The organism is Saprospiraceae bacterium (genome assembly GCA_016713025.1).
GTDB lineage: Bacteria > Bacteroidota > Bacteroidia > Chitinophagales > Saprospiraceae > OLB9.
On the sequence record JADJPZ010000004.1, the window covers coordinates 3045288 to 3067287 of the forward strand.

Annotated in this window: 13 protein-coding genes; 1 reads left to right on the forward strand and 12 read right to left on the reverse strand. The window is 38.3% G+C overall.

Annotation, left to right across the window (positions count from 1 at the left end):
* Window positions 1–594: 594 nt before the first annotated feature.
* Window positions 595–1341, reverse strand: coding sequence for a hypothetical protein (locus tag IPK35_19340; GenBank protein MBK8055364.1), 747 nt, complete (start codon window positions 1339–1341; stop codon window positions 595–597).
* A gap of 35 nt (window positions 1342–1376) precedes the next feature.
* Entirely contained in the window at window positions 1377–1730 is a 354-nt protein-coding gene (locus IPK35_19345; GenBank protein MBK8055365.1) for a hypothetical protein, read from the reverse strand.
* A gap of 433 nt (window positions 1731–2163) precedes the next feature.
* Between IPK35_19345 and IPK35_19350 the strand changes: the two genes are divergently transcribed.
* A complete protein-coding gene (locus tag IPK35_19350; GenBank protein ID MBK8055366.1) occupies window positions 2164–4698 on the forward strand; it encodes a DNA translocase FtsK in 2535 nt (844 codons plus the stop codon).
* A gap of 86 nt (window positions 4699–4784) precedes the next feature.
* On the opposite strand, the gene IPK35_19355 is transcribed toward IPK35_19350, so the two are convergent.
* From IPK35_19355 to IPK35_19400, 10 genes are all read right to left on the reverse strand, one after another.
* Window positions 4785–5387 carry a hypothetical protein gene (locus IPK35_19355; GenBank protein ID MBK8055367.1) on the reverse strand — a complete coding sequence of 201 codons (603 nt, stop codon included), beginning with the start codon at window positions 5385–5387 and terminating at the stop codon, window positions 4785–4787.
* 14 nt (window positions 5388–5401) lie between these two features.
* Entirely contained in the window at window positions 5402–7159 is a 1758-nt protein-coding gene (locus IPK35_19360) for an amidohydrolase (GenBank protein ID MBK8055368.1), read from the reverse strand.
* A 35-nt stretch (window positions 7160–7194) separates the two neighbouring features.
* Window positions 7195–7962 (reverse strand): hypothetical protein, encoded by a 768-nt coding sequence (locus tag IPK35_19365; protein ID MBK8055369.1) that lies wholly within the window; start codon window positions 7960–7962, stop codon window positions 7195–7197.
* Window positions 7963–8012: 50 nt separating this feature from the next.
* Window positions 8013–8255 carry an MCE family protein gene (locus IPK35_19370; protein MBK8055370.1) on the reverse strand — a complete coding sequence of 81 codons (243 nt, stop codon included), beginning with the start codon at window positions 8253–8255 and terminating at the stop codon, window positions 8013–8015.
* Window positions 8256–9089: 834 nt separating this feature from the next.
* Complete coding sequence (gene purB / locus IPK35_19375; protein MBK8055371.1) at window positions 9090–10421, reverse strand: adenylosuccinate lyase; 1332 nt, start codon at window positions 10419–10421, stop codon at window positions 9090–9092.
* Window positions 10422–10426: 5 nt separating this feature from the next.
* On the reverse strand, window positions 10427–12514 hold the full coding sequence (gene ppk1 / locus IPK35_19380) for a polyphosphate kinase 1 (GenBank protein ID MBK8055372.1): 2088 nt from the start codon (window positions 12512–12514) through the stop codon (window positions 10427–10429).
* 186 nt (window positions 12515–12700) lie between these two features.
* Entirely contained in the window at window positions 12701–13408 is a 708-nt protein-coding gene (locus tag IPK35_19385; protein MBK8055373.1) for a CoA transferase subunit A, read from the reverse strand.
* A gap of 59 nt (window positions 13409–13467) precedes the next feature.
* On the reverse strand, window positions 13468–14505 hold the full coding sequence (locus IPK35_19390; GenBank protein MBK8055374.1) for an NADP(H)-dependent aldo-keto reductase: 1038 nt from the start codon (window positions 14503–14505) through the stop codon (window positions 13468–13470).
* Between the two features lie 164 nt (window positions 14506–14669).
* Entirely contained in the window at window positions 14670–19856 is a 5187-nt protein-coding gene (locus IPK35_19395; GenBank protein MBK8055375.1) for a T9SS type A sorting domain-containing protein, read from the reverse strand.
* A gap of 1003 nt (window positions 19857–20859) precedes the next feature.
* Window positions 20860–21876 carry a superoxide dismutase gene (locus IPK35_19400; GenBank protein ID MBK8055376.1) on the reverse strand — a complete coding sequence of 339 codons (1017 nt, stop codon included), beginning with the start codon at window positions 21874–21876 and terminating at the stop codon, window positions 20860–20862.
* Window positions 21877–22000: the final 124 nt, after the last annotated feature.

The window sequence follows — 22000 nt, forward strand, 5'->3', positions numbered from 1 at the left end:
TTATTTTTCACATTTTTTTATAAGCAGTTATTCTGATATGGATTTATGGCAGTTGTGTCATCATAATTGAAAATTTGTAACTGTTTAAGTGCTTAGTGTGTGTATAACAACTGCGCGAATTCAAATTTTCTTCCTCGCTACCATCATTCTGAACGGAAAACCTGCCCAATTCTCCCATTAAAAGCGCTGCATTCACCTTTAGGGGCAGGGGTAAGAAAAGCCAAATTACCTTCCCAATAACCCTCATTCCAAAGCATAGCTTGAGACGACCTACCCGTGTGTATAACAACTGCACGAATTCAAATTTTCTTCCTCGCTACCACCATTATGAACGGAAAACCTGCCCAATTCTCCCATTAGAAGCGCTGCATTCCCCTTAAGGGGCAGGGGTAAGAAAAGCCAAATTACCTTCTCATTAACCCTCATTCCCTGAAAAGCCTGTCAAGCTATGCTTGAGACGACACTCCCAATTCAACCACGTTTTTACCATTTATTAAAAAGAACACTGAAAAAGTGGCGAAAATTTAAAATAAGCGTACGTTTAAAACTCATTCCATTTTATGAGCCGCTCATTGATTCTCAAGCTTTAACCTATCAATACTCGCCGTAAAAAGCTGTAACAAATGGCCCTTTAAGAAAATCTGTCGTGGACAACTGACTCTGCAGTATGACTCCTTTCCACTGATGTGTCAATAACATATTCGCAACCTCACACAGTGCTGAAGCTGTTGTAGTTTGGATGGCACGTAATCTTTTATTGCCTACATATGATGGAAATATTTTATAAGATTTTTCCTTTCTCCTCAACCTGCCATGGATGTCTTTACCTTCAACAGATGCATAGATGACTACCACATCGTCTTCCACACTCGGTATATTTTCGAGCATGATGTATTCCAGAGCTTTGATGCGGTCATCACTGTTGGTAATTGTACTGAGGGAGTTTTTTACCCACTGATAGTGACCCGGGTACCTGATCGTTTTATAATCCAGGTTTTTTATTTTTGGTGCAAAAGCGTCCGGTAAATCTGCTGCCCCACCTGAAGTAAAGTTATCTTCATACTCATCACCATCTATGATGATTCTTTCGAGACCGGATAATGCAGGTACTTTTATCTTTTTATGGTTTCTGACTACTTCAGCATCTTTTAAATATTCAGTAGCTACTCCTATGGGACTCCATGTGAAGGCATAATAATGAGGTGATGGAGCATTTTTGCTTATAGCACCCACTTTCATATGCATGCTATTTACCACATCCACACCAAAGTCTTCCTGAAAAGCTTCGTAAAGCCGATGCGCCAAAACATTGATAAATCCCGGTGCAAGCCCTGTCTGCAATACAAATGCTTTGTCTGATCCTTCGGCAATACTGATTACATCCTTGGTCTCCTGTACATATTCTGTAAGATTGGCATAGTGACAATGATGTTTTTGGCCAGACTTGCCAATCTCGGAGCCTGACTACCCGGTAGACAATCCAGAATAATGTCACATTGGGATAGCACGTTATCCAGTCTTTCATGACTGTCTTCAATCGGCATAAGCACACCATACACATTTACATCATGTGTGCATCCTTCTTTTACAAAGCTGATCGCCTGATCTATAGCCGCCTGATTCACATCTCCGAAATAAATAGAGACTTCAAACACCTGAAATTCGAGTAAAATCAAGCCAACAGCCTGCCCGATTCCTCCACTTCCTGCAATAAAAATATTTGATTTCATATATATATGATTAAAATTAATAGGAAATTAGCTTCCATAAATGAATGACGCAAAGATACGAATTGACAAGCCGATTTAATGAAGATTTGAAAATAACTTTTTGTCAAATCAAAATAAAGTTTTACTGATTTCTTAATTAAAATAACTGATTGAAAATGAGCATTTTTGATATATTATATTTATTCATAAATTATAAATTATTAATTTATTGTAAAAAATATATAACAAAATTTTATAATATGAATAATTATTAATTATCTTTGTCCTGGATTATTTCTGTAACCTGTTTAGTTATCTGTCCCAATACTCATTATCAGCAAGTTGTCCTAAGTATGTATATTCGGTATTATACAGTAGGAGAAATACCTGGCGATGTGGTTTCAGAAATATCGATGAGCTAAGGAGTATTTAATTAAAAAACCGATTTTCCCATATGTCGTCTAAAAAGCAACCAAAAGAGAAGAAGCCTTCTTCCCCTAAATTCAATTGGCGGGATGAAAGATTTCCAAAAGTAGCAGGTGTCATCCTTATTATGGCAGCTATTTATCTTGCCATAGCATTTGTTTCTTACCTGTATACCTGGAAAATGGATCAGGATAAGGTTCTAAAATTTTCCTGGGGTATGTTACTACAGGGTGATCTCAATGTACAGAACTGGCTCGGAAGATTGGGTGCCATCATTTCCAATATGTTTTTTTACTGGGGTTTTGGCCTCCCGTCTATGATTGTGGTGGTCTTGTTGATCAAATTGGGTTTAGATCTGGTCCGACGCAGATCCCTGATACCATTTATGATATTTTCCAGAAATTCACTTGTCATTATGGCTTTTTTCTCACTTTTACTTGAATTTGCATTCAGGAGATCAGAGTTTACATGGGGAGGAGCTTTTGGCGAAAGTACATGTTTCTGGCTGACCAATTTTATAGGCCAGATTGGACTGTTTTTCCTCTTGCTATTCAGTATGGGTGCGTATATCATGTGGAGATTTAATCCAAATTTTGATAATCTCACATTTAGCAATCCATTGGCAAATGTGTCAATACCATCTGTATCTATGGATTTTTTTAAAGGGATGGAAGACAGCGAGATAAAACCTAAAAGAAAAAGTGTAGTAGAAAATATTACAGAAGATATAGAAGATTTATTTTTACAAACCCTCAGGCCCTCAGGCTATAATAAGCAGGAGAGTGCCATCCCACAGACTCCGACAGCTGAAAAACAGGTAGGATCAAATGACATGGAAATGGATTTTGATCTGCCTGCGACAGCGACACTTCAGACTATTTCAAAAGCACCGGCAGACCTGACACTCGATATTGACGAATCATCTAATCTAAGCATTGAAAATATCTCACGTGAAGATGATTTTACGGAAGTTGGACCAGGTATGGGCAGAGTTCCTGTTGCGCCTGAAACTCAGATCGAAGCCATCAAACTGGAAGATGATCTCGAACCATACGACCCCACTGCTGACCTGAAGCGATATAAAATGCCAACAACTGACCTGCTACTGGAATATGCTGATCAGAAAGTAGAAGTAGACAGGGCAGAACTGGAAGCCAATAAAGATCAGATCATAGCCACATTACTGAACTATAAGATAGAAATCACTAAAATCAGGGCAACAATAGGCCCGACAGTGACGCTTTATGAAATAGTGCCGGCTCCCGGTGTAAAAATTTCCAAAATAAAGAATCTGGAAGATGATATTGCTTTAAGCCTTTCTGCTTTGGGCATCCGAATCATAGCCCCTATTCCAGGCAAAGGAACGATAGGTATCGAGGTACCTAACAAAAACAAGCAGATCGTATCCTTAAAAGAAGTGCTTAATTCCGAAAAGTTTATAAATACCAAGATGGCTCTTCCTATTGCACTGGGAAAAACAATTTCCAATGAGGTATTTGTAGCCGACCTGGCAAAGATGCCGCACTTACTTGTTGCTGGTGCCACCGGACAGGGAAAATCTGTAGGTATCAACGCCATCCTGATGTCATTACTATACAAAAAGCATCCATCACAGGTCAAATTAGTTTTGATAGATCCTAAGAAAGTGGAATTATTCCCATACGGAAATCTCGATCAGCATTATCTTGCTTTTATCCCTGATCAGGACGAACCTATCATTACTGAAACCAGTAAAGTCATCAATACTTTAAATTCGCTTTGTATTGAGATGGACAACAGATATGATTTGCTGAAGAAAGCAAGAGTAAGAAATCTGAATGAATACAATGAAAAATTTACAGAAAGGAAATTGAGTCCTAAAGATGGACATAAGTTTTTACCATACATTGTTCTGGTTATCGACGAGTTTGCAGACCTGATCATGACCGCCGGCAAAGAAGTAGAGTTACCTATCGCCCGACTTGCACAGCTTGCCAGGGCCATTGGTATTCACCTTATCATAGCGACACAAAGACCATCAGTCAATATCATCACAGGTATCATCAAAGCCAATTTCCCTGCAAGACTTGCATTTAAGGTAACATCAAAAATAGACTCGAGAACCATCCTCGATGGAGGCGGAGCGGATCAGTTAATAGGTATGGGAGACATGCTTCTTTCTATAGGCAGCAATAACGTCAGGATACAATGTGCTTTTGTAGATACCCCTGAAGTGGAGAGTGTCATCAAACATATAGCTGATCAGCCAGGTTTCGCAGAACCTTTTTATCTGCCTGAGTACAAAAGTGATGATGAAAGTGGCGCTGGAAATTCTGATTTGAAAATGTCAGATCTTGACGAAAATTTTGACGAAGCAGCAAGATTGATCATAAGTGCACAACACGGCTCGACTTCACTCATTCAGCGCAAGATGCAGCTTGGATACAACCGCGCCGGAAGAATCATGGATCAGATGGAACAACTCGGTATTGTGGGTCCGGCTCAGGGAAGTAAGCCCAGAGAAGTATTATTTTATTCTATTGATGAGCTTAATAATTTCCTGACTGCAATGAGAAATCGTTGATAACTTTTAAGACTTAAAAAGCCAAATTTTGAAATCCAAATATAAAACCGGTATGGGTCAAATCTGTACCGGTTTTTTTATATCCATTATTTTTTCTTCTTTGATAGTTTATAGGATTTAAACCCACTCTGTTGAAATTTTTCAAACTGATCCTGTATTCTTAAGTATGCCAGCATATCATGATTGAGTATGGATTCATGGTCAGCAAGTCCACATTCTACAGCTTTTTTTATATTGGCATATCCATTTTCGGAGTCTTCCAGATTAGAATATGCACAAGCAAGGTGAAAATATATCTCCGCATCATCAGGATCAAGGTCTTTTGCATGATCAAGCAATAATATGGCTTCAGGAATATCATATTGCTTCAGTTTTGACAGTGCTTTTGATTTAAGTTCCTGACCCGGTGATTTGGGTTTTGATCCATATGGCAATTTCACATTTTCATAAATCAATGTCCCGTTTCGTGAAAGATCAACGCCTACACTCATCATATTATCCAGAATTTTGGTTGTCAACACATAATTGACCTTTTCACCATTTTCATGAATACTGAAGTGATGGTTGATGCCCGTTACAGAAGATTTTTTTGATACGATTTTACCGCCTATGATTACGGTTTCTTCTCCGAGCCAGTTGTTATGTAGTTCGATGATAGTACTTCCTGATTTAAGCTTTAGGTATTGCATGGTTTTTCGGATGTTTACTTCTTACGATATATCGTGTTTCCTGCAACAATTGTTTCCAGAACAAGTATTTTATCTAAAACCTCAGGATTGACACTCAATGGATTCTTATCAAGAATAACAAGATCAGCATATTTTCCGGGTTTGATCGTGCCAAGTTTGTTCTCCATGTGAAGTTGCCAAGCCGGATATATAGTGATACCTTTCAAAGCTTCCCAAACACTAATTTTTTCCTTATCATTATAGACATGACCCGCCTCTGTTTTACGATTGATAGCAGTACTTGCAAGCAAAAGCGGATTTGGGTAAAACTGAGGCATATCTGCATGCAGACTGAAAGGAAGTCCTGTTTTTGCTACTGATGCTATCGGAAAGATTTGATTTGCGCGTTCTTCACCAAGTATTTCTTTACTCAAAAAATCACCATAATACAAAACGTGGTTGATATGAAATCCGGGTGTTACACTCATGGATTTTAATTCATCAATTCTTTCGCCGGGCAGCAGCATACAGTGTTCGACCCTATGTCTGTACGGGTTTATTTGACTTTTGATGTGCAATTGTTTAAATACACTGACGACATCATCATGTGCTATGTCCCCTTGAGCATGGATAGCTACCTGGTATCCTTTCGTCTGTGTTTTTTCAATCCATGACATCAACTCATCCTGTCGAAGCAGTGGGTGACTCCTGTGATTGGGGTTTAGATTGATGCCATTGATGGTAAAATCTGATCTGATATATGGCTGCCGCAGGTACATAGACCCGGCATAAGGTGAACCGTCGTACCACATTTTGATACCGATAATTTTAAAAAAATCATCTTGTTGTTCATCCTTTATTGGCAAAAGGTCAAAATTCTCCTTTCGCAAGTATATAAATAATCGCTGGTGAGGGTATCTCTTAGGCAATTTACCTGTAAATGAAATCAGATTTTGCAACGGATCTGCTTTTTCAGCTGCTATGTGACTGTAAAGCGTTAATATAGATTTTTTATCTGCCGGAAGGCCCATATTTACTGCCGAAGTTACACCAAATGACGCATAATCCTTCATCACGAGTTGAGTGTTCTTAACGAAATCTTCTTTGATATCTGATTGGATCTGATGCCTGAATGGTTCCAATGCTTCTTGCTCAAAAATTGCTCCGGTCAGGTTGCCATTTGCATCTTTTTCATAATAACTTGCATCAGATGGATCTTTGGTACCTTTATTTATCCCCAAAGCTCCAAAAGCCTTTGAGTTGGCATAAAAGACATGTAAAGCTTTGGTTATGATGACCAAAGGATTATCCGGTGCAATAGAATCCAGATATTGCAGTGTAGGTCTCGAAATACCTTCGGTAAGTATAGGATCCATACCATAACAATAGACCCATTCACCCGGTTCCGCTTTATTGACAGCTTCAATGATACGGTGCCACACCTCGTCCGGTTTTCTGTATATTACACCACTTACATCAGTCATAGATCTGAATACTGCGGCAAAATCATAATGTCCATGAGGATCTATGAAACCCGGCAGCATAGTTTTACCTTCAAGGTTGATCACCTTTGTTTTGGCATTTTTCAGACGAATTATACTATCCATCGTACCAACGGCGATGATCTTCCCGTCTTTTACAAGAATGGCTTCTACTGTCGGTTGACGATCTTCGAGTGTGATGATATTTCCTCCATAAAAAATGAGGTCATTGGATTTGTTATAATCAGAAAACGCACCATAAAATAGTACAACTGCCACAACAATTATCAATGCACCCAGGCTTTTTTTCATATCACATGGTTTGTCATGCTATTATACGGCGCTTGTTACTGTTTTTCCACCTGAATTGCCGGGTCATTTTGTGGCAAGGTATATTCTTTCTGCTTTTTACCAAATACAGAAAAATGCGCATACCTCTTGGGGTTTAACCTCAGGTCCTGTAGCAGCAAGTCGAGATTTTTTGTTGTGGCCTCGATATTTTGATACAGTTTTTTATCATTCATCAACTTCGCTAAAGTGCCATCGCCGTTTTCCATCTTTTTCAGCATCGTGCTTAAGTCATGCATAGTGGTGCCGGCATTTTGCAGGGTGGATTTTAGCTCAGTTATGGCTACTTTTGAAGCATCCAGTGTTTCATTGGTCTTTGCAACGGTATTACTCAGATTTGACTTTGCCAGATCAGCTGTGATTTTGTCCAGATTGGCCAACATACCTTCTATTTTCTGATTGCTTTTGGCCAGTGAGGTTGTGATGACAGCGATGTTATCAGTAGTTTTTTTCAATCCCGCAGATGTATTATTTACCAGTGCATTTGCAGATGATGTCAGGGCATTGATGTTTTTTGTGATTTGCTCCAGTTGTCTGACAGATTCATTGAGTGAGCCGGGTTCGCCTTCTTTTCCGACATTGGCTATCACAGATCGCAATGACTTGGTCAGCTCAGAACTATATGTGGAAATATCGCTTTCCCCAAGCATAGCCTCCAGTAACCCTATTGAACCGCTTTCCAATTTATCGCCATTTTGAGCGCAATCTTGTCCTGTACAAGCTTTATCAAAATCGAGAAATATTCCTTTCCCATCCACTACGCCCAAAGATTTCAGATTGGCAACAGCTGTTTTTGGAATTTTATAATCGCTGTCAATCAGATAAAAACATCCATCAGCTTGACATTTTCGCTGTTCAATCCGATTTTTGTTACTGTGCCTATCTTAAATCCATTGACCAAAACAGGAGATGAAACATTCAATCCTTCAATATCAGCATAAGTTGAATGTAATTCATTGGCAGCTGTCAGTAGGTTTCTTCCTTTCAGAAAGGTGTATCCCCATATCATGGTGACTAATACAAGAAAAGTAAGGATTCCGATTTTTAATTCACGAGACATAAGTATTTCTCTGCTTTGATTTATTTGCGATGCAAAGTTACTCAAGATAACGGAGGATCACTGAAAAATGTTTTGATTGATGAAATTTTTATGGACGTACGGCTCTACACGATTCCAAAATTGAAAAAATATGTTAAAATTCTGTGATTTTATCCCACTATAGCCCACGGTTTAAAACTGCTGGCTTTAAGGTACTCATTTTTTTGGTTACGAAAATATTATTTTCCATGATATTAATGTTCTATGGACCGCGAGTATTTTTAACGCAGCTATTCGGTAAAAGAACCACATTTAATTAAGTTCTTTATCTTGACGGGGCATTAGTAGTTAAGGGTTAAAGGGTGGGTCGTCTCAAGCATTGCTTGACAGGCTCTTAAGGGATTGAGGGTAGCGGGAAGGTAATTTGGCTCTTCTTACCCCTGCTCCTAAAGGGGAATTCAGCGCTTTTATTAGGAGAATTTGGGTGGGACGTCTCAAGCGTAGCTTGACAGGCTCTTCAGAATGAGGGTAGCGGGCAGTTTAAACAATTTTAGTGTAAAAATGGGATATACCCAAAAAAAGTGGAGTAATATCACAAAACCAAAATCTAACCGCCAATGTGACGATCCAAACGAAAGAATACTGTTTACTGGAGCGACTGTTTCAAAATGTCATGGATATAGTAGTCAATAATCAACAATGAAGCAGACCGTAGACCTAATAGGTTTTGATACATCCGCTAAGAAAAGAACTCATTGTTAATCCTGAGCATCCATATTTTGTACAGATGAAGTTAAAATAATAGAGAACTTAAAGAAATTGAGCGAAAGATAATTGATTAAATTCCGCAAACTATCAATAATACCCCACATAATTCTGTGGCGTAATGGCTAATAACTCATCTTCAATATCTTTTGAAAGCTTAAGTCCTAAAATAAACTCATGCATACTTTCTTTGGTGATGCCTCCTTTCCCTCTGGTCAAAGACTTTAAGGCTTCATAAGGTTCAGGATACTGCTCACGTCTTAAAATATTCTGGATGGCCTCCGCAACGACCGCCCAGTTGTTTTCAAGGTCTTGATCCATGGCTGTATTGTTGACGAGAAGCTTTCCTATGCCTTTGATGATCGATTTATACGCTATGATACTATGACCAAAGGGCACACCCACATTTCTGAGTACAGTGGAATCAGTAAGGTCACGTTGCAATCTCGAAATAGGGAGCTTTTCAGCCAGATGCTGAAAAATTGCATTGGCAATGCCCAGGTTTCCCTCTGCATTTTCAAAATCTATAGGATTGACTTTGTGTGGCATGGCAGATGAACCGATTTCTCCTTCTTTGGTCTTTTGCTTAAAATATTCCATCGAGATGTAGGTCCATATGTCCCTGCAAAAGTCAATTAATATTGTATTGATCCTGCACCAGGATTGGAATATCGCAGCATGATCGTCATAATGGGCAATTTGTGTGGTGTATTGAGAACGCCTGAGTCCCAATTTTTGAGTAAATTCATTTCCAAACTTGATCCAGTCTATATCGGGGTAGCTGACTTTATGAGCATTAAAATTGCCTGAGGCTCCTCCAAATTTACATTTTATTCGGATGGCATTCATTATTTGAATTTCATCTTCAAGCCTTTCAATAAAAACCATCAATTCCTTTCCAAGTGTAGTGGGAGATGCCGGCTGTCCGTGGGTGCGTGCCAGCATGGGCAAACCTTGATATTTCATTGCTTTATCTTTTATTTGTTCCAATACTTCATACAAAGCAGGCTGCATGATATCTTCCATCCCCGACTTTATCATCATTGGAAACGCCGTATTATTGATATCCTGAGAAGTCAGACCAAAGTGCACAAATTCCTTAAGCTGACCAAAACCTGCCGATTCAAGCTTGTCTTTTATCAAATATTCCACAGCTTTAACATCATGATTGGTTGTTTTTTCAATATTTTTGATGTTTTCAGCATCGCTTACAGAAAATTTTGAAATGATTTCATCCAATGACGTAAAAAAAGTCTTACCCACATCTTTCAACTGAGGCAGAGGCAGATGTGCCAATGCCTTCAGATATTCGACCTCAATAATGACCCGATATTTGATCAATGCATATTCTGAAAAATATTCAGACAGTACAGCGGTAGCCTGATGGTATCTGCCATCAAGTGGCGAAACGGATTTGAGCATATCGTTTAATTTTCTTTTGTTTTATCAATCATGTTTGACATCGATTCTTCTCTGCGCTTAATGAAATAATAGCTTTCAGTCTGACTTCTTACGGCGATGTCATCTTTGTTTTTCCTGTATTTATTGGACAAGGAAGCATCAAGGATCCTGGATTTTGTATCATCGTTGAGTTGGATATTCATGATAGTGATGATTTCTTTTGCGATATCGTGATCGAAAACAGGAAAAAGTGTTTCCACCCTGAAATGTAAATTTCTTACCATCCAATCGGCTGAAGACAAATATACTTCCTGATCACCATTATTATGAAAAACAAAAACCCTGCTGTGTTCAAGATATCTGTCCACAATGGAATAAGCTTCGATATTTTCACTCAGATTTTTTTGTCCGGCCACCAGACAGCAAATCCCTCTTATCAGGAGCTTGATTTTTACACCTGCCTTACTGGCATCATAGAGCAAATTGATCATTTCTTCGTCCTGCAGACTATTCATTTTCAGGATCATTCTGGCTTTTTTACCTTTTTTGGCAAATTCTATTTCTCTTTTGATCAGGCTGATAAATTTTTCTTTCAGATTGAAAAGACCTACTCCAAGATACTGAAAATGTATATTATGTTTATGTTTTGTTTCCAGATATGTAAAAACTCTGGCCACTTCAGACGTTATCCTTTTATCATTTGTAAAAATTCCAAAGTCAGAGTAAATCTTTGCTGTATCTTCATGAAAGTTGCCTGTACCGAGGTAGGCATAAAGATTGGGCATACCATCTTCGAGTCTGCGTATTAGTGCCAGTTTTGAGTGCACCTTAAATCCAGGCATACTGTAATAAACAGTTACACCGGCATTTTCCAGTTCTTCACCCCATTTTAGGTTTGCCTCTTCATCAAATCTTGCTTTCACCTCAATAAAAGTGCTCACTTGTTTACCATTTTTGACAGCATCCTTGATAGCTCCCATAATTCTGGAAACCTTGGCCACCCGGTACTGGATGATTTTGATATGCGTGACATCCGGATCAATTGCAGCATTTTCAAAAAATTTAATAACAGAATCATAACTATGGTAAGGCAAATGAAGTAATTTGTCTTTTTCTCCTATTTTTTCAAATATTGATGCCGCATCTTCCAGTTCATCGATTGTGACAGGTGATAAAACCGGATCTTTCAGATGAGTCATCTCAAATGATGGAAATTTAAAAAAATCAGAATTGTTATGATACCTTCCTTCCGGTAAGAGATCCAGCTGATCGATTTCAAATACATCCATCAAATACTGCAAAAAATGTTTAGGCATGCCTCTGTCATAAATCATTCTGGAAGCTACACCGATGCTTCTTTTGGTCAGGCTCTTCTTTATTTTAGCCAGCAAGTCACCGGAATACTCATCATCTATGTACAATTCTGCATCTCTTGTCAGTTTAATACTGTAAGAGTCCAGTATATTATAGCCTGGAAATATCAACCTCACACTATGCCTGACAGCATCATCCAGCATGAGCACTTGTTTTGATCTGGTATGGCCTGTGGGTAACTCAACAAATCTGGATAGATGGTCAGATGGGATCTTAACAATGGCATATTCTGAAACAGGTTTGAGGGCGTCTTTGCTATGGAGGTGCAGGGCAAGGTACAATGCTCCATTATTCAGAAATGGTTTGATTTTTTTACCGGCAAGAATGACGGGCTGAACAAACGGAAGCAAATATTCATTAAAATAGGTATCTACAAATTCGATTTGCGGCTTGGTAAGCTTACGCCAGGAAACCAGTTGAATTCCATTTTTTTTTAATTCCGGTCTGATTTGTTTATCAAAAATAAGGCTAAACTCTTCTTGTTGTTTATTGGCTATTTTTAGGATTTCTCTCAAGACAACATCAGGAGCAAAATCAATATTTTTTAAAGTGGACTTATCTGCACGAGCCAGATTTCGGTGGTTTGCTACCCGAATTCTGAAGAACTCATCAAGATTGGATGAATAGATAGCCAAAAACTTCAGCCTTTCGAGCAGAGGTACGGATGGATCTTTTGCTTCCTGCAATACTCTGTAATTGAAAGACAACCAACTGATATCTCTATGTATATATTTTGTCATAAATGATCATTCCACGGGGCGAAAATGCAATTGTTTTCTGTAAAAGTGATGTAAGAATGGAAAAAGCTTATTTTTATACGCTAATTAACCCTAATTTCGCTAATTATTCATTTTTTAAATTCGCGCAATTCGTGAATATTCGCGTCTCTCTTTTTTTATTTTTGAGGCTAATTAACCCTAATTTCGCTAATTATTGGGACGCTGTCGTACGGTCCGCTGTTCAATTCTTTTTTCATATTTTTCACCCTGGAAGATACGCTGCACAAATATGCCCGGTATATGGATAAAATTTGGATCCAATGCACCAACAGGTAATAATTCTTCCACTTCGACAATGGTAGTTTTAGCGGCACCACACATACAAGGGTTGAAATTTCTGGCCGTTCCCTTAAAAATCAGATTACCGGCTTCATCACCTTTCCAGGCCTTAATTATGGCAAAATCTGCATCAAATGCTTTTTCCAGGATATACATTTTACCATCAAATTCTCTGGACTCTTTGCCTTCAGCTACTTCTGTACCATATCCTGCAGGTGTATAAAATGCAGGAAATCCCGATTGCGCTGCACGGCATCTTTCAGCCAGCGTACCTTGCGGTATAAGCTCCACCTCCAATTCCCCGCTGAGCATCTGTCTTTCAAATTCTTCATTTTCACCTACATAAGATGAGATCATCTTTTTTATTTGTTTGCCCTGAAGTAGTAGACCTAAACCAAAATCATCCACACCTGCATTGTTGGAGATACAAATAAGGTTTCTAACACCTTTTCTTACCAATTCAAATATCGAATTTTCCGGAATACCGCACAAACCAAAGCCGCCTAACATCAGGGTCATTCCATCTTCTATTCCCGACAATGCTTCAGTAACATTTTCAACTTTTTTATTGATCATCTTTTATTCTGCTTTATTTATTACAGCCCGAAAACAAAGATAATGAGTTTTGTAATACTTTAAGGTGCCGGATTGGAAATATCTTTATGTACCAAATCTATGGCATCGAGCACATCTTTGCTCAATGTCACATCAATACTGCTGATGTTTTCTTTTAATTGCAACATACTTGTTGCCCCGATTATATTGCTGGTCACAAACGGCCGGTCATTTACAAATGCCAATGCCATGACTGCCGGTGTGAGACCTGCTTCACGGGCTATTTTGATATACCTTTCAGTTGCTTCCCAACTTTGTGTACTGTTGTACCTTGAAAGGTTTTTGAATTGATTGATTCTGTCATTTGCCGTATCTGCCTTATCGTGAAACTTACCTGAAAGCAACCCAAATCCCATAGGTGAATAAGCCAAAAGACTAATGTGGTCGCGAATAGAAATTTCTGAAAGTCCGACCTCAAAACTACGGTTCAGCAGATTGTAGGGATTCTGAATACTGACCGGTCTGGGTAATTGGTGGCCATCTGAGACGTTAAAACTTCGCATCACTCCCCAGGGTGTCTCATTTGAAAGCCCCCAATGTCGGATTTTACCTTCTTTGACCAATTGATCCATGGTGGTGATAGACTCCATAAAATTGTCCTCCCATTGGTCATCATGCTGTGTATAGCCCAAAACACCAAAAAAATTGGTACGTCTTTCGGGCCAGTGCATCTGATATATGTCAATATAATCTGTCTGTAATCTTTTACAGCTGCCTTCAAAAGCTTCCAGGATTCTGGCTTTGCTAAATCCCAGATTTGGACTTATATATTTTAGGCCTGGTGAAGGGCCTGTCACTTTACTTGCAAGAACGATGTCTTTGCGTTTTCCTGTTTTAGCAAGCCATGTGCCAATGATTCTTTCTGTTGATCCTTGAGTCTCCGGTCTTCCCGGTACAGAATACATCTCGGCGGTATCAACAAAATTGATACCATTGGCCAAAGCATAATCTATTTGTTCGTGGCCCTCGGCTTCAGTATTTTGTTGCCCGAAAGTCATGGTACCCATACAAATCACACTCACTTCTATTTCAGTATTCCCAAGTTTTCTATATCTCATATGTTTATTGATGTGTTATTTTATTGAATTTGGTGATAACCATAAATGGTAGTATTAATCAATTAAAAAAGAATTTGTTTTTGATTAGTATATAAAAAAAAAGACCCCCTCCGACTTTTCGAAGAGGGGTCCCATCCCAAAAACAGTAAATTCTTTATAGAAAATTATTCTATGACAACCATCTTTTTGGTAGCTTTGAAGTCACCTGCTTCAAGCGTGTAATACATTACACCGACACTACCAAGTTCGTTTTTGTTGATTTCAAGGTTGTTGTAACCTTTGCTGAATTCATCCTTGTACTCTCTAAGCATTTTACCAGTCACATCATAGATAGTGATTGTAGCACTCATTGCTTTCGGAAGTTCAAATCCAATCACAGTATTTGCTTTGAATGGGTTTGGAGTATTTTGGTGAAGTACAACTCCATCAGCAACTCTGTTAACCACTTTGAAGTTTACGTTCATCACATCATGTGAACCAGTATAAGCTTCTGCTTTAGTGATATCAGAGTTGATATTCATAACTTCAGAAAGCGTTCCATTAGCTTTAGCTTTGAAAGTCAGTTTGATGATTCTGTCACCTTCCTGCATATCCATTGCCTTTTCTTTGTTATAACTTACTGAGAGTAGACCGTCAGCTAAGTTGGTAAATCCAAAGTTATTGTCTGTCATACCCACGATATCACCATCTATTCCTTCCAGACTCAACTTTTCAGCATCAAATCCTACAGTAAACTGGAACCCTGTGACACTATTTGCCTCAGCCACGATTACAGGTACTTCCACAATTTGACCTGCATTAAATGATGCATTTACAGTATTCAGAGCGAAGTTCTGTGCAGATCTGGATTCAGTCCTGTTGTCATTTGAGTTAGCTGTAACATTGCCATTGACGTCTCCCACTTTGATAGACATGAAATCTATTTTCATGTTTGACTTAGCATTGGTCAAGCTATATAACTCTGGGAAAATTTCAGCCTGAGCACTATTTACATCGGTAAATTTATGTGCTTTATCCACAAATCTCCACGAATTATTATTAGTAAATTTATCATTGATGCCCAAGATCAACTTTCTTAATTCTGTAAGATCGGCAGCCGAGATGTTTTTGTCTTTGTTAACATCGGCAGCGATCAACTTATAAGGCGAAGTGATTTTTTCGATTCCAAGTATATGTCGTTGGATCATCACAAGGTCTAGAGTGGAGATACCGTTCATATGATCGTCATTCTTAAATGGTTTGACCAAATAACTTCCGCCTGCTGTTACATCTGAAAAGTTATATGTACCATTGTTTCCAGTCATCATTGTCTTCTCACTACCTTCCAGAGAAACACTCACATCTTTTACAGGTATCTCATTTTCAGTCATTACAGATCCATTCACCACTATTCTGCCTGCAGATCCGCAAGCTCCTAAATTATTCTGAACATCAATAAATGTAGAGCAATAGTCCTGAACTACCTTGTTATTATCATCAAGAATGACTTTACCTTTGGTATCAACCGCTGCAATATAAATTCTTACGTTTCTTCTGACACCAGTTATAATAGAATCACAAGTGTATGTTCTTCTATTAACTACTTTAGGTGTTCCGTCAGCATTGGCAGTAATTACTGCAAAGGAAACTGCTACTTTATATCCAGGACATGGGTGACTACTTCCATTATCAAAATCAGTTGCCCATACATCCACCATTCCACCATCTACAGTCCCATTGTTATCAGAATCAACAGGCATTAATGTAGTTGCCAGGCCATTTAAACAGTAAGGTGTCGGTGCTTTACAATTTTTAATGGTAAACAGTTGTTCACATTTGGACAAGTTGCCACATTTGTCTTCAAATGTATACTCAATTTTATGAGTACCTATCGGGTATGTGCCACTTGCGTCTATTGAATTGCCTATTCCAGTTTTGTTATATTGAGAACCTGAATCGAAAGAGCCATCATTGTTTTTGTCAATTCTGTAATACCATCTCAGTTCCTGAGTACAGGCATCAGTAGCTGTAGTGCTCAATTCTATGAAACCACCTACACAACTTGGGTCATAAGTACATACTGTCTTAGCAGGAGGACAAACTATAGCGGGAGCAACTTTATCTGCCACTTTAATAGTCTGCAACCTTTCCCAAGTGTTCCAGTAATCCAATAAGAAAATATGAGCTAATTCAGGTAATCTTGTTACTGGAATAACACTTCCAATTCCTGGAAGAAGCCCTTCAAGGTTGATATTTGGCACCTGGTGTGCTCCAAATGTTGATTTGGGGTAATAATAAACATTCTCTGATCCCACGGTATTTACTTTCTCAATAGCTCCTATTGAATTAATTAGGATTAAGTAGTTGTTTACTGAAAGTTCAGTTCCTGTACCACCAATTGACCTTAAGAAATTTACTACAGACGCCGGCACTCTATCAATAACGAATGTGTTAGGATAAAACTTACACCAATCTATTACTGTATGGGTACGTAATATTTTAAAACAAGCATCTGGTGTTGAATTATTAATGTAAAATATATCATCATGGTGTTTGTAACCTACCAAGCTACACACATTATCTCCACTTAAATCAGGTTTACCTAATTCTGATGTTCTAAAGGCATCATCTTCAGGATTACCACATGACATTACTATGGTATCTTTTGGCCATGATCTCGGACCAGTATATCCGCTTCTGCCACCAACCCATATGATCTGAGTACATGTTCTGACTTCAGTTCCTCGTGTTGCAGTAAAGACTCTTCTAATGGTACCAATTCGGCATGATGTGAGATTGGTATAAAAAGTATCCGTAATTGTACCACTTGAACAGTTACCTTTCAGCTCAGCATAACCAAATGCAGTCCTAAGGTCTTCCTTAGTCAAACTAACAGGATAATCACATGTGATAATTTGATTTGGCGGACATGTCAATTCAAGAGGTAGTTTATCTTGTACAGTGGCATTGACCATACACTCATTCCAGTTACCTGATTTGTCAATTGCCCTTAAAACGACCACTTTAGGTGATGTACTCGTTACATCGTTACAACAAAACTCCACATACTCGCTAAATCCACATGGATCTTCTACTTCTACAATATAAAGATACTCATCAGCATCACAATTGTCTACATCAAAATTGACCCATCTTGCTGGTCTTGAAGATGTCCATGTACTGTATTTAGATCTAACATATATAGAGTCATTTCTATGATTAAGAGGAGTAATGATAGTGTCAACAGGATAGCCGGGTGCCCAATTTCTGTAGGTACCTGATTGACCGCTAAACCATGAAAATTCTCCCTTTCCTAAAGCATCTCTTAATCCTATGATATAGTCCTCAGCTATATTCCACTCTCTGTATTTGTCATCAACCCATTTGTTTTCAGCAGCATTGTTTAAGTGTACCAGATAACCACCAACTGCAGCTGCAGTTTTTGCAGCCACCCTTGGGTTGGCTCTGTGTTTGCTGACGTAGTAATGGTGAGGTGCAGTTTTACCCGGATTGATATGTTCACCTATGTAAGTAAATCCAGGGATGATAGGTGCTTTACATGGTTGACAAGGGGTAGGATCCATTCTTCTCACAAGTACTTTTGCAAGATCACATTCATCATAACTTCCATTATCAAATGATGAAGCAGGTACCCATGCTTTGCCACCATCTGTAAGACCAACAACGGTGTTTTGTTTGCATACAGCTACCGGAGGAGTATTGTCTTCTACTCTTACAACAATAGATACTTCAGTAGAATTGTGACAGCCATCAAAAGCCGTATAGAAGATAGAATCACATCCCAATGGTAACTTAACATATCTATCAGCATCCGATAGTCTCAATCCTGCAATAAATGAAACTGGTTTTCCTTCTTCATCTTTTATAGTAACGTTATATTTCAGATCGTCTGAACAGTTGTCTGTCAATCTAGGCTTCTGAAGTTTATAAAGACCTTCGCAAGAATGTCCATTGGTTGTAGCGATGTCATTTTTCAAATCATGGATACCTGGACCTTTGTTATCAATAATCTCGATCAACTGGTCGCGAGTGATTATTCTGGAATTGCAAGACCACTCCATAAAGGTCCATCTACGTAAGATCTTGGTCACACATTTGATGGTCGGAAATTTCTGGTCTGTGTAAGTTACAAAAAGATTACAAGCAGCTGAATTCTCAGGTAATAAAGGAATACCTGTCATCAATGTATCTAAGCCGAATGTAAGACTAGCACCCGAACCTACTAAATTGACACATATTGTCTGACCGGATAGTAAAGGAATGTTATTAAACGGAGCGGGTACTGTACCACTCATCGGCGTTATTACCCCTTTTCGTCCACCCTTCCAGTCACCATTTATAGTATAAAATGCTGAATCAGTTGCGGCAGGCAAATGGATAGAACCATATTTGAATCGCAGAGTGATGTTAGCAGGTGCCGTGAGACATACCTGTGCACTAGCCGGAGACCCAGGAGGGACTACACGTGTACTAAGTGACACTGAGTCTCTCAAACCATCTCCACTTCTGCCTATCCAGTATGTTGCATTTTTGGTAGTTGGCAGCCACGGATACAGTGATGGTACGCCTGATCCCTTTTTACCATCAATAGCTACAGGTGATGGGTGACCTGCGAAAGGTCCGGAAGGAATTTTGGCATAATCTTCTTCACAGAAAAGTTGAGAGTTTTTTGGCCAAATCAGATCGTCAATTGCAGTAACATATATGACAACCTTACAGATAGAGTCAGAAACATTTCCGGACTCATCTATTGCTCGGTATTCTCTGGTGATACACTTCAGCGTATCCGGACCAGCAAATATCAATGGTTTGGTACAATCATTTACGACGATACTCTCACTTACCTGATATACACGAGGTGTATGGCAATTGTCAATAGCTCGTGGTACAAAAGTGCCAAGACTTGGACATGTAACTATACATGTATCCGGTCTGTTGTTTGCCCAACTTGGTTTGATTTTGTCTTCTACATACACAGTAGTCCAGCAAGAATTCACCTTCCCGTCAATCGGTTGTGTAGTTACTTTTGCATAAATCGTCTTCCCGATGAGAAGACTGCCATCCACTTCAGCAACACCGATCGCAGGAGCTAAATCAGGAATAATATCTCCCTGTGCTGTCTTCATTAACGTTATCGTGGCTCCAGCGTCGCAAGAACCCGCAGTCGAAGCTAAAACGTCCCTTACAACCAATCGAAGTTGACAATCAGCATCGACTGATACTTGAATAGATCCCTTACAAGCACACGATGGCTGGGCCATCACCTGTGTAAGAGAAACTGTAAATAATACCATTACCAGCAGGGCCATCCTGGTCAAGGTATTCATAAGTGTTGAATTTGTTCCATTCATGAGATCCAAATTTTGAGTTTTAAGAAAAAAAGTTTTTACTGTTATGAGAATTAAGAATATACCTAAGCATAGACTCAAGCCCCGATAACTAATTGGTTATGAAATAAATGTTTACACAAAAGCAGCATAAGCCACTTTTACTCTTTTGGATCTAAAATCAAAATCAAGGTTGGAATAAAAAAGCAGAATAAATAATAATATAAATATTAATTTAATACATAAGTGTATTAAACAACATCACAAAGTTAAATTTCATATTACAACGAAATCTATGTGTAACAAACTTAGGTTAAGCTATTATTATATCAGGTAGGTTGTAAAACAATGTAGGTTCCGAATAGTTTCTCACGCTATTCTGGGTCAAAGATATAAAGGATTACATATATAAAAAAATATTATTGTAAAAAAATACATATATTTTTAATCATAACGTTTAATTTATTGATAATCAACGTTTATTTTATTAGACAAAAAATTAATAAAATAAGTCACATGGCCTATTTTAAGGAAAAATAATACCTTCTTTGCCAAATTCTACTTTTTCACCTTCAAAAATATCAGTCATTTACACTTTCATCAATATGTTATCAATCAGAAACCTGATATTTTTTTATAATTTAAGATATATGAATGGGTAAATTAGGGTCACATCTGTTGGGTTAACCCATCAGTTTCCAATCAATCGAAGAGTGTGTATAACCTGATAGAACTAATGTTTATAGCTAATGCACAGGAAAAAAATATTAAAAAAAAATCACTTTGAGTATGCCCAAAGTGATTTTCTCAATTTTAATACAATGTCGTTTAGATAAGAAATTTTTCTTTGTTTTTACCCTATCTAAATCTTTCCCTTGCAAAGGAAAGACTTCATAAAGATGCATTTACTAAACGACATTGAATTTTCATATGTGTCTTTTGTTAAATCAAAGATATATTATGTGCTTAAATAAGATAAACATAGTTCAAGAGCTATTTTTATCTCAAGGATATCAATGTATTTCAATCAATGATCATCACTGCACAAGCCCTGAATCACATGAAACGTATCATGCAATTTTGTTAAGTCAGCTATAATTTTATCGTCTTTTGCTTTCTTTTTGATGAGTTTATCCAGATTTGCAGCACCTGTAACAAGATCAGAGACGGCTTTCCTGATAGCAGCACTACTGAATGATGCAGGCGGATTGGATGATGCCAGCAATTGAGCTTTTGCCAACATTTCAGCGGATCTTTCCTTTATGGGTTTCAGGTTACCTTCTTCCATAGGATGAAATGTCTGACCCATGACCATGTGAAAATCCTTAAGCTCTTGCCATGTATCCTTTTCTATGACCTTAAGTAGTGGATCTTTGAGTGCTTTTTCATAATTGACACCAACAGCATTCCAATCCAGTACATTCCAAATGGCACCTAGATAGTCAGCTCTTTTGTTTTGGTATTTCAGGTAGTAAGCATGTTCCCATACATCTATACCCAAAATAGGAATTCCTCTTTCTTTGCCGGCAGCATCCATGATGGGATTGTCCTGATTAGCTGTCGAAGATACTGCTAGTGACTTATCAGGTTTTACGTATAACCACACCCATCCGGACCCAAATCTTGTCATAGCTCCACTATTCATCAGCTTTTTAAGGCTGTCTAATGAAGTGAAGGTTTTGTTGATCTCTACAGCCAACTGACCCTGAGGCACTTTGGATGGTTCGGGAGATAAAATTTCCCAAAATAAGCTATGATTGTAATGACCACCGCCATTGTTTCTTATAGTCGCACCTCTTCTTTCAGCTGCGATTAATAAATCTCCCAATGCCATTTTTTCTGCTTTGGTACCTGCCAATGCTTTTGTCAGATTATTAAGATAAGCCTGATGATGTTTTGAATAATGGATTTCCATAGTCTGAGCATCAATGTAAGGCTCAAGTGCAGTATACGAATATTTGAGAGACGGCATGGCATGTACCTGTGCCCAAACGGTTTGACCTGATAATAAGAAGGCCGCAATAAGTATAAAATATGTTTTCATAAAGTATAAATGTTTTATTTTAATTAACAACAGATTGGGCTTTAGGTTTTATTTTTAAAGAGGGAGTTTTCACTTGTTGTATAATAAATTGACCAAAAAAAATGTTCATGTTCATCATTACGCC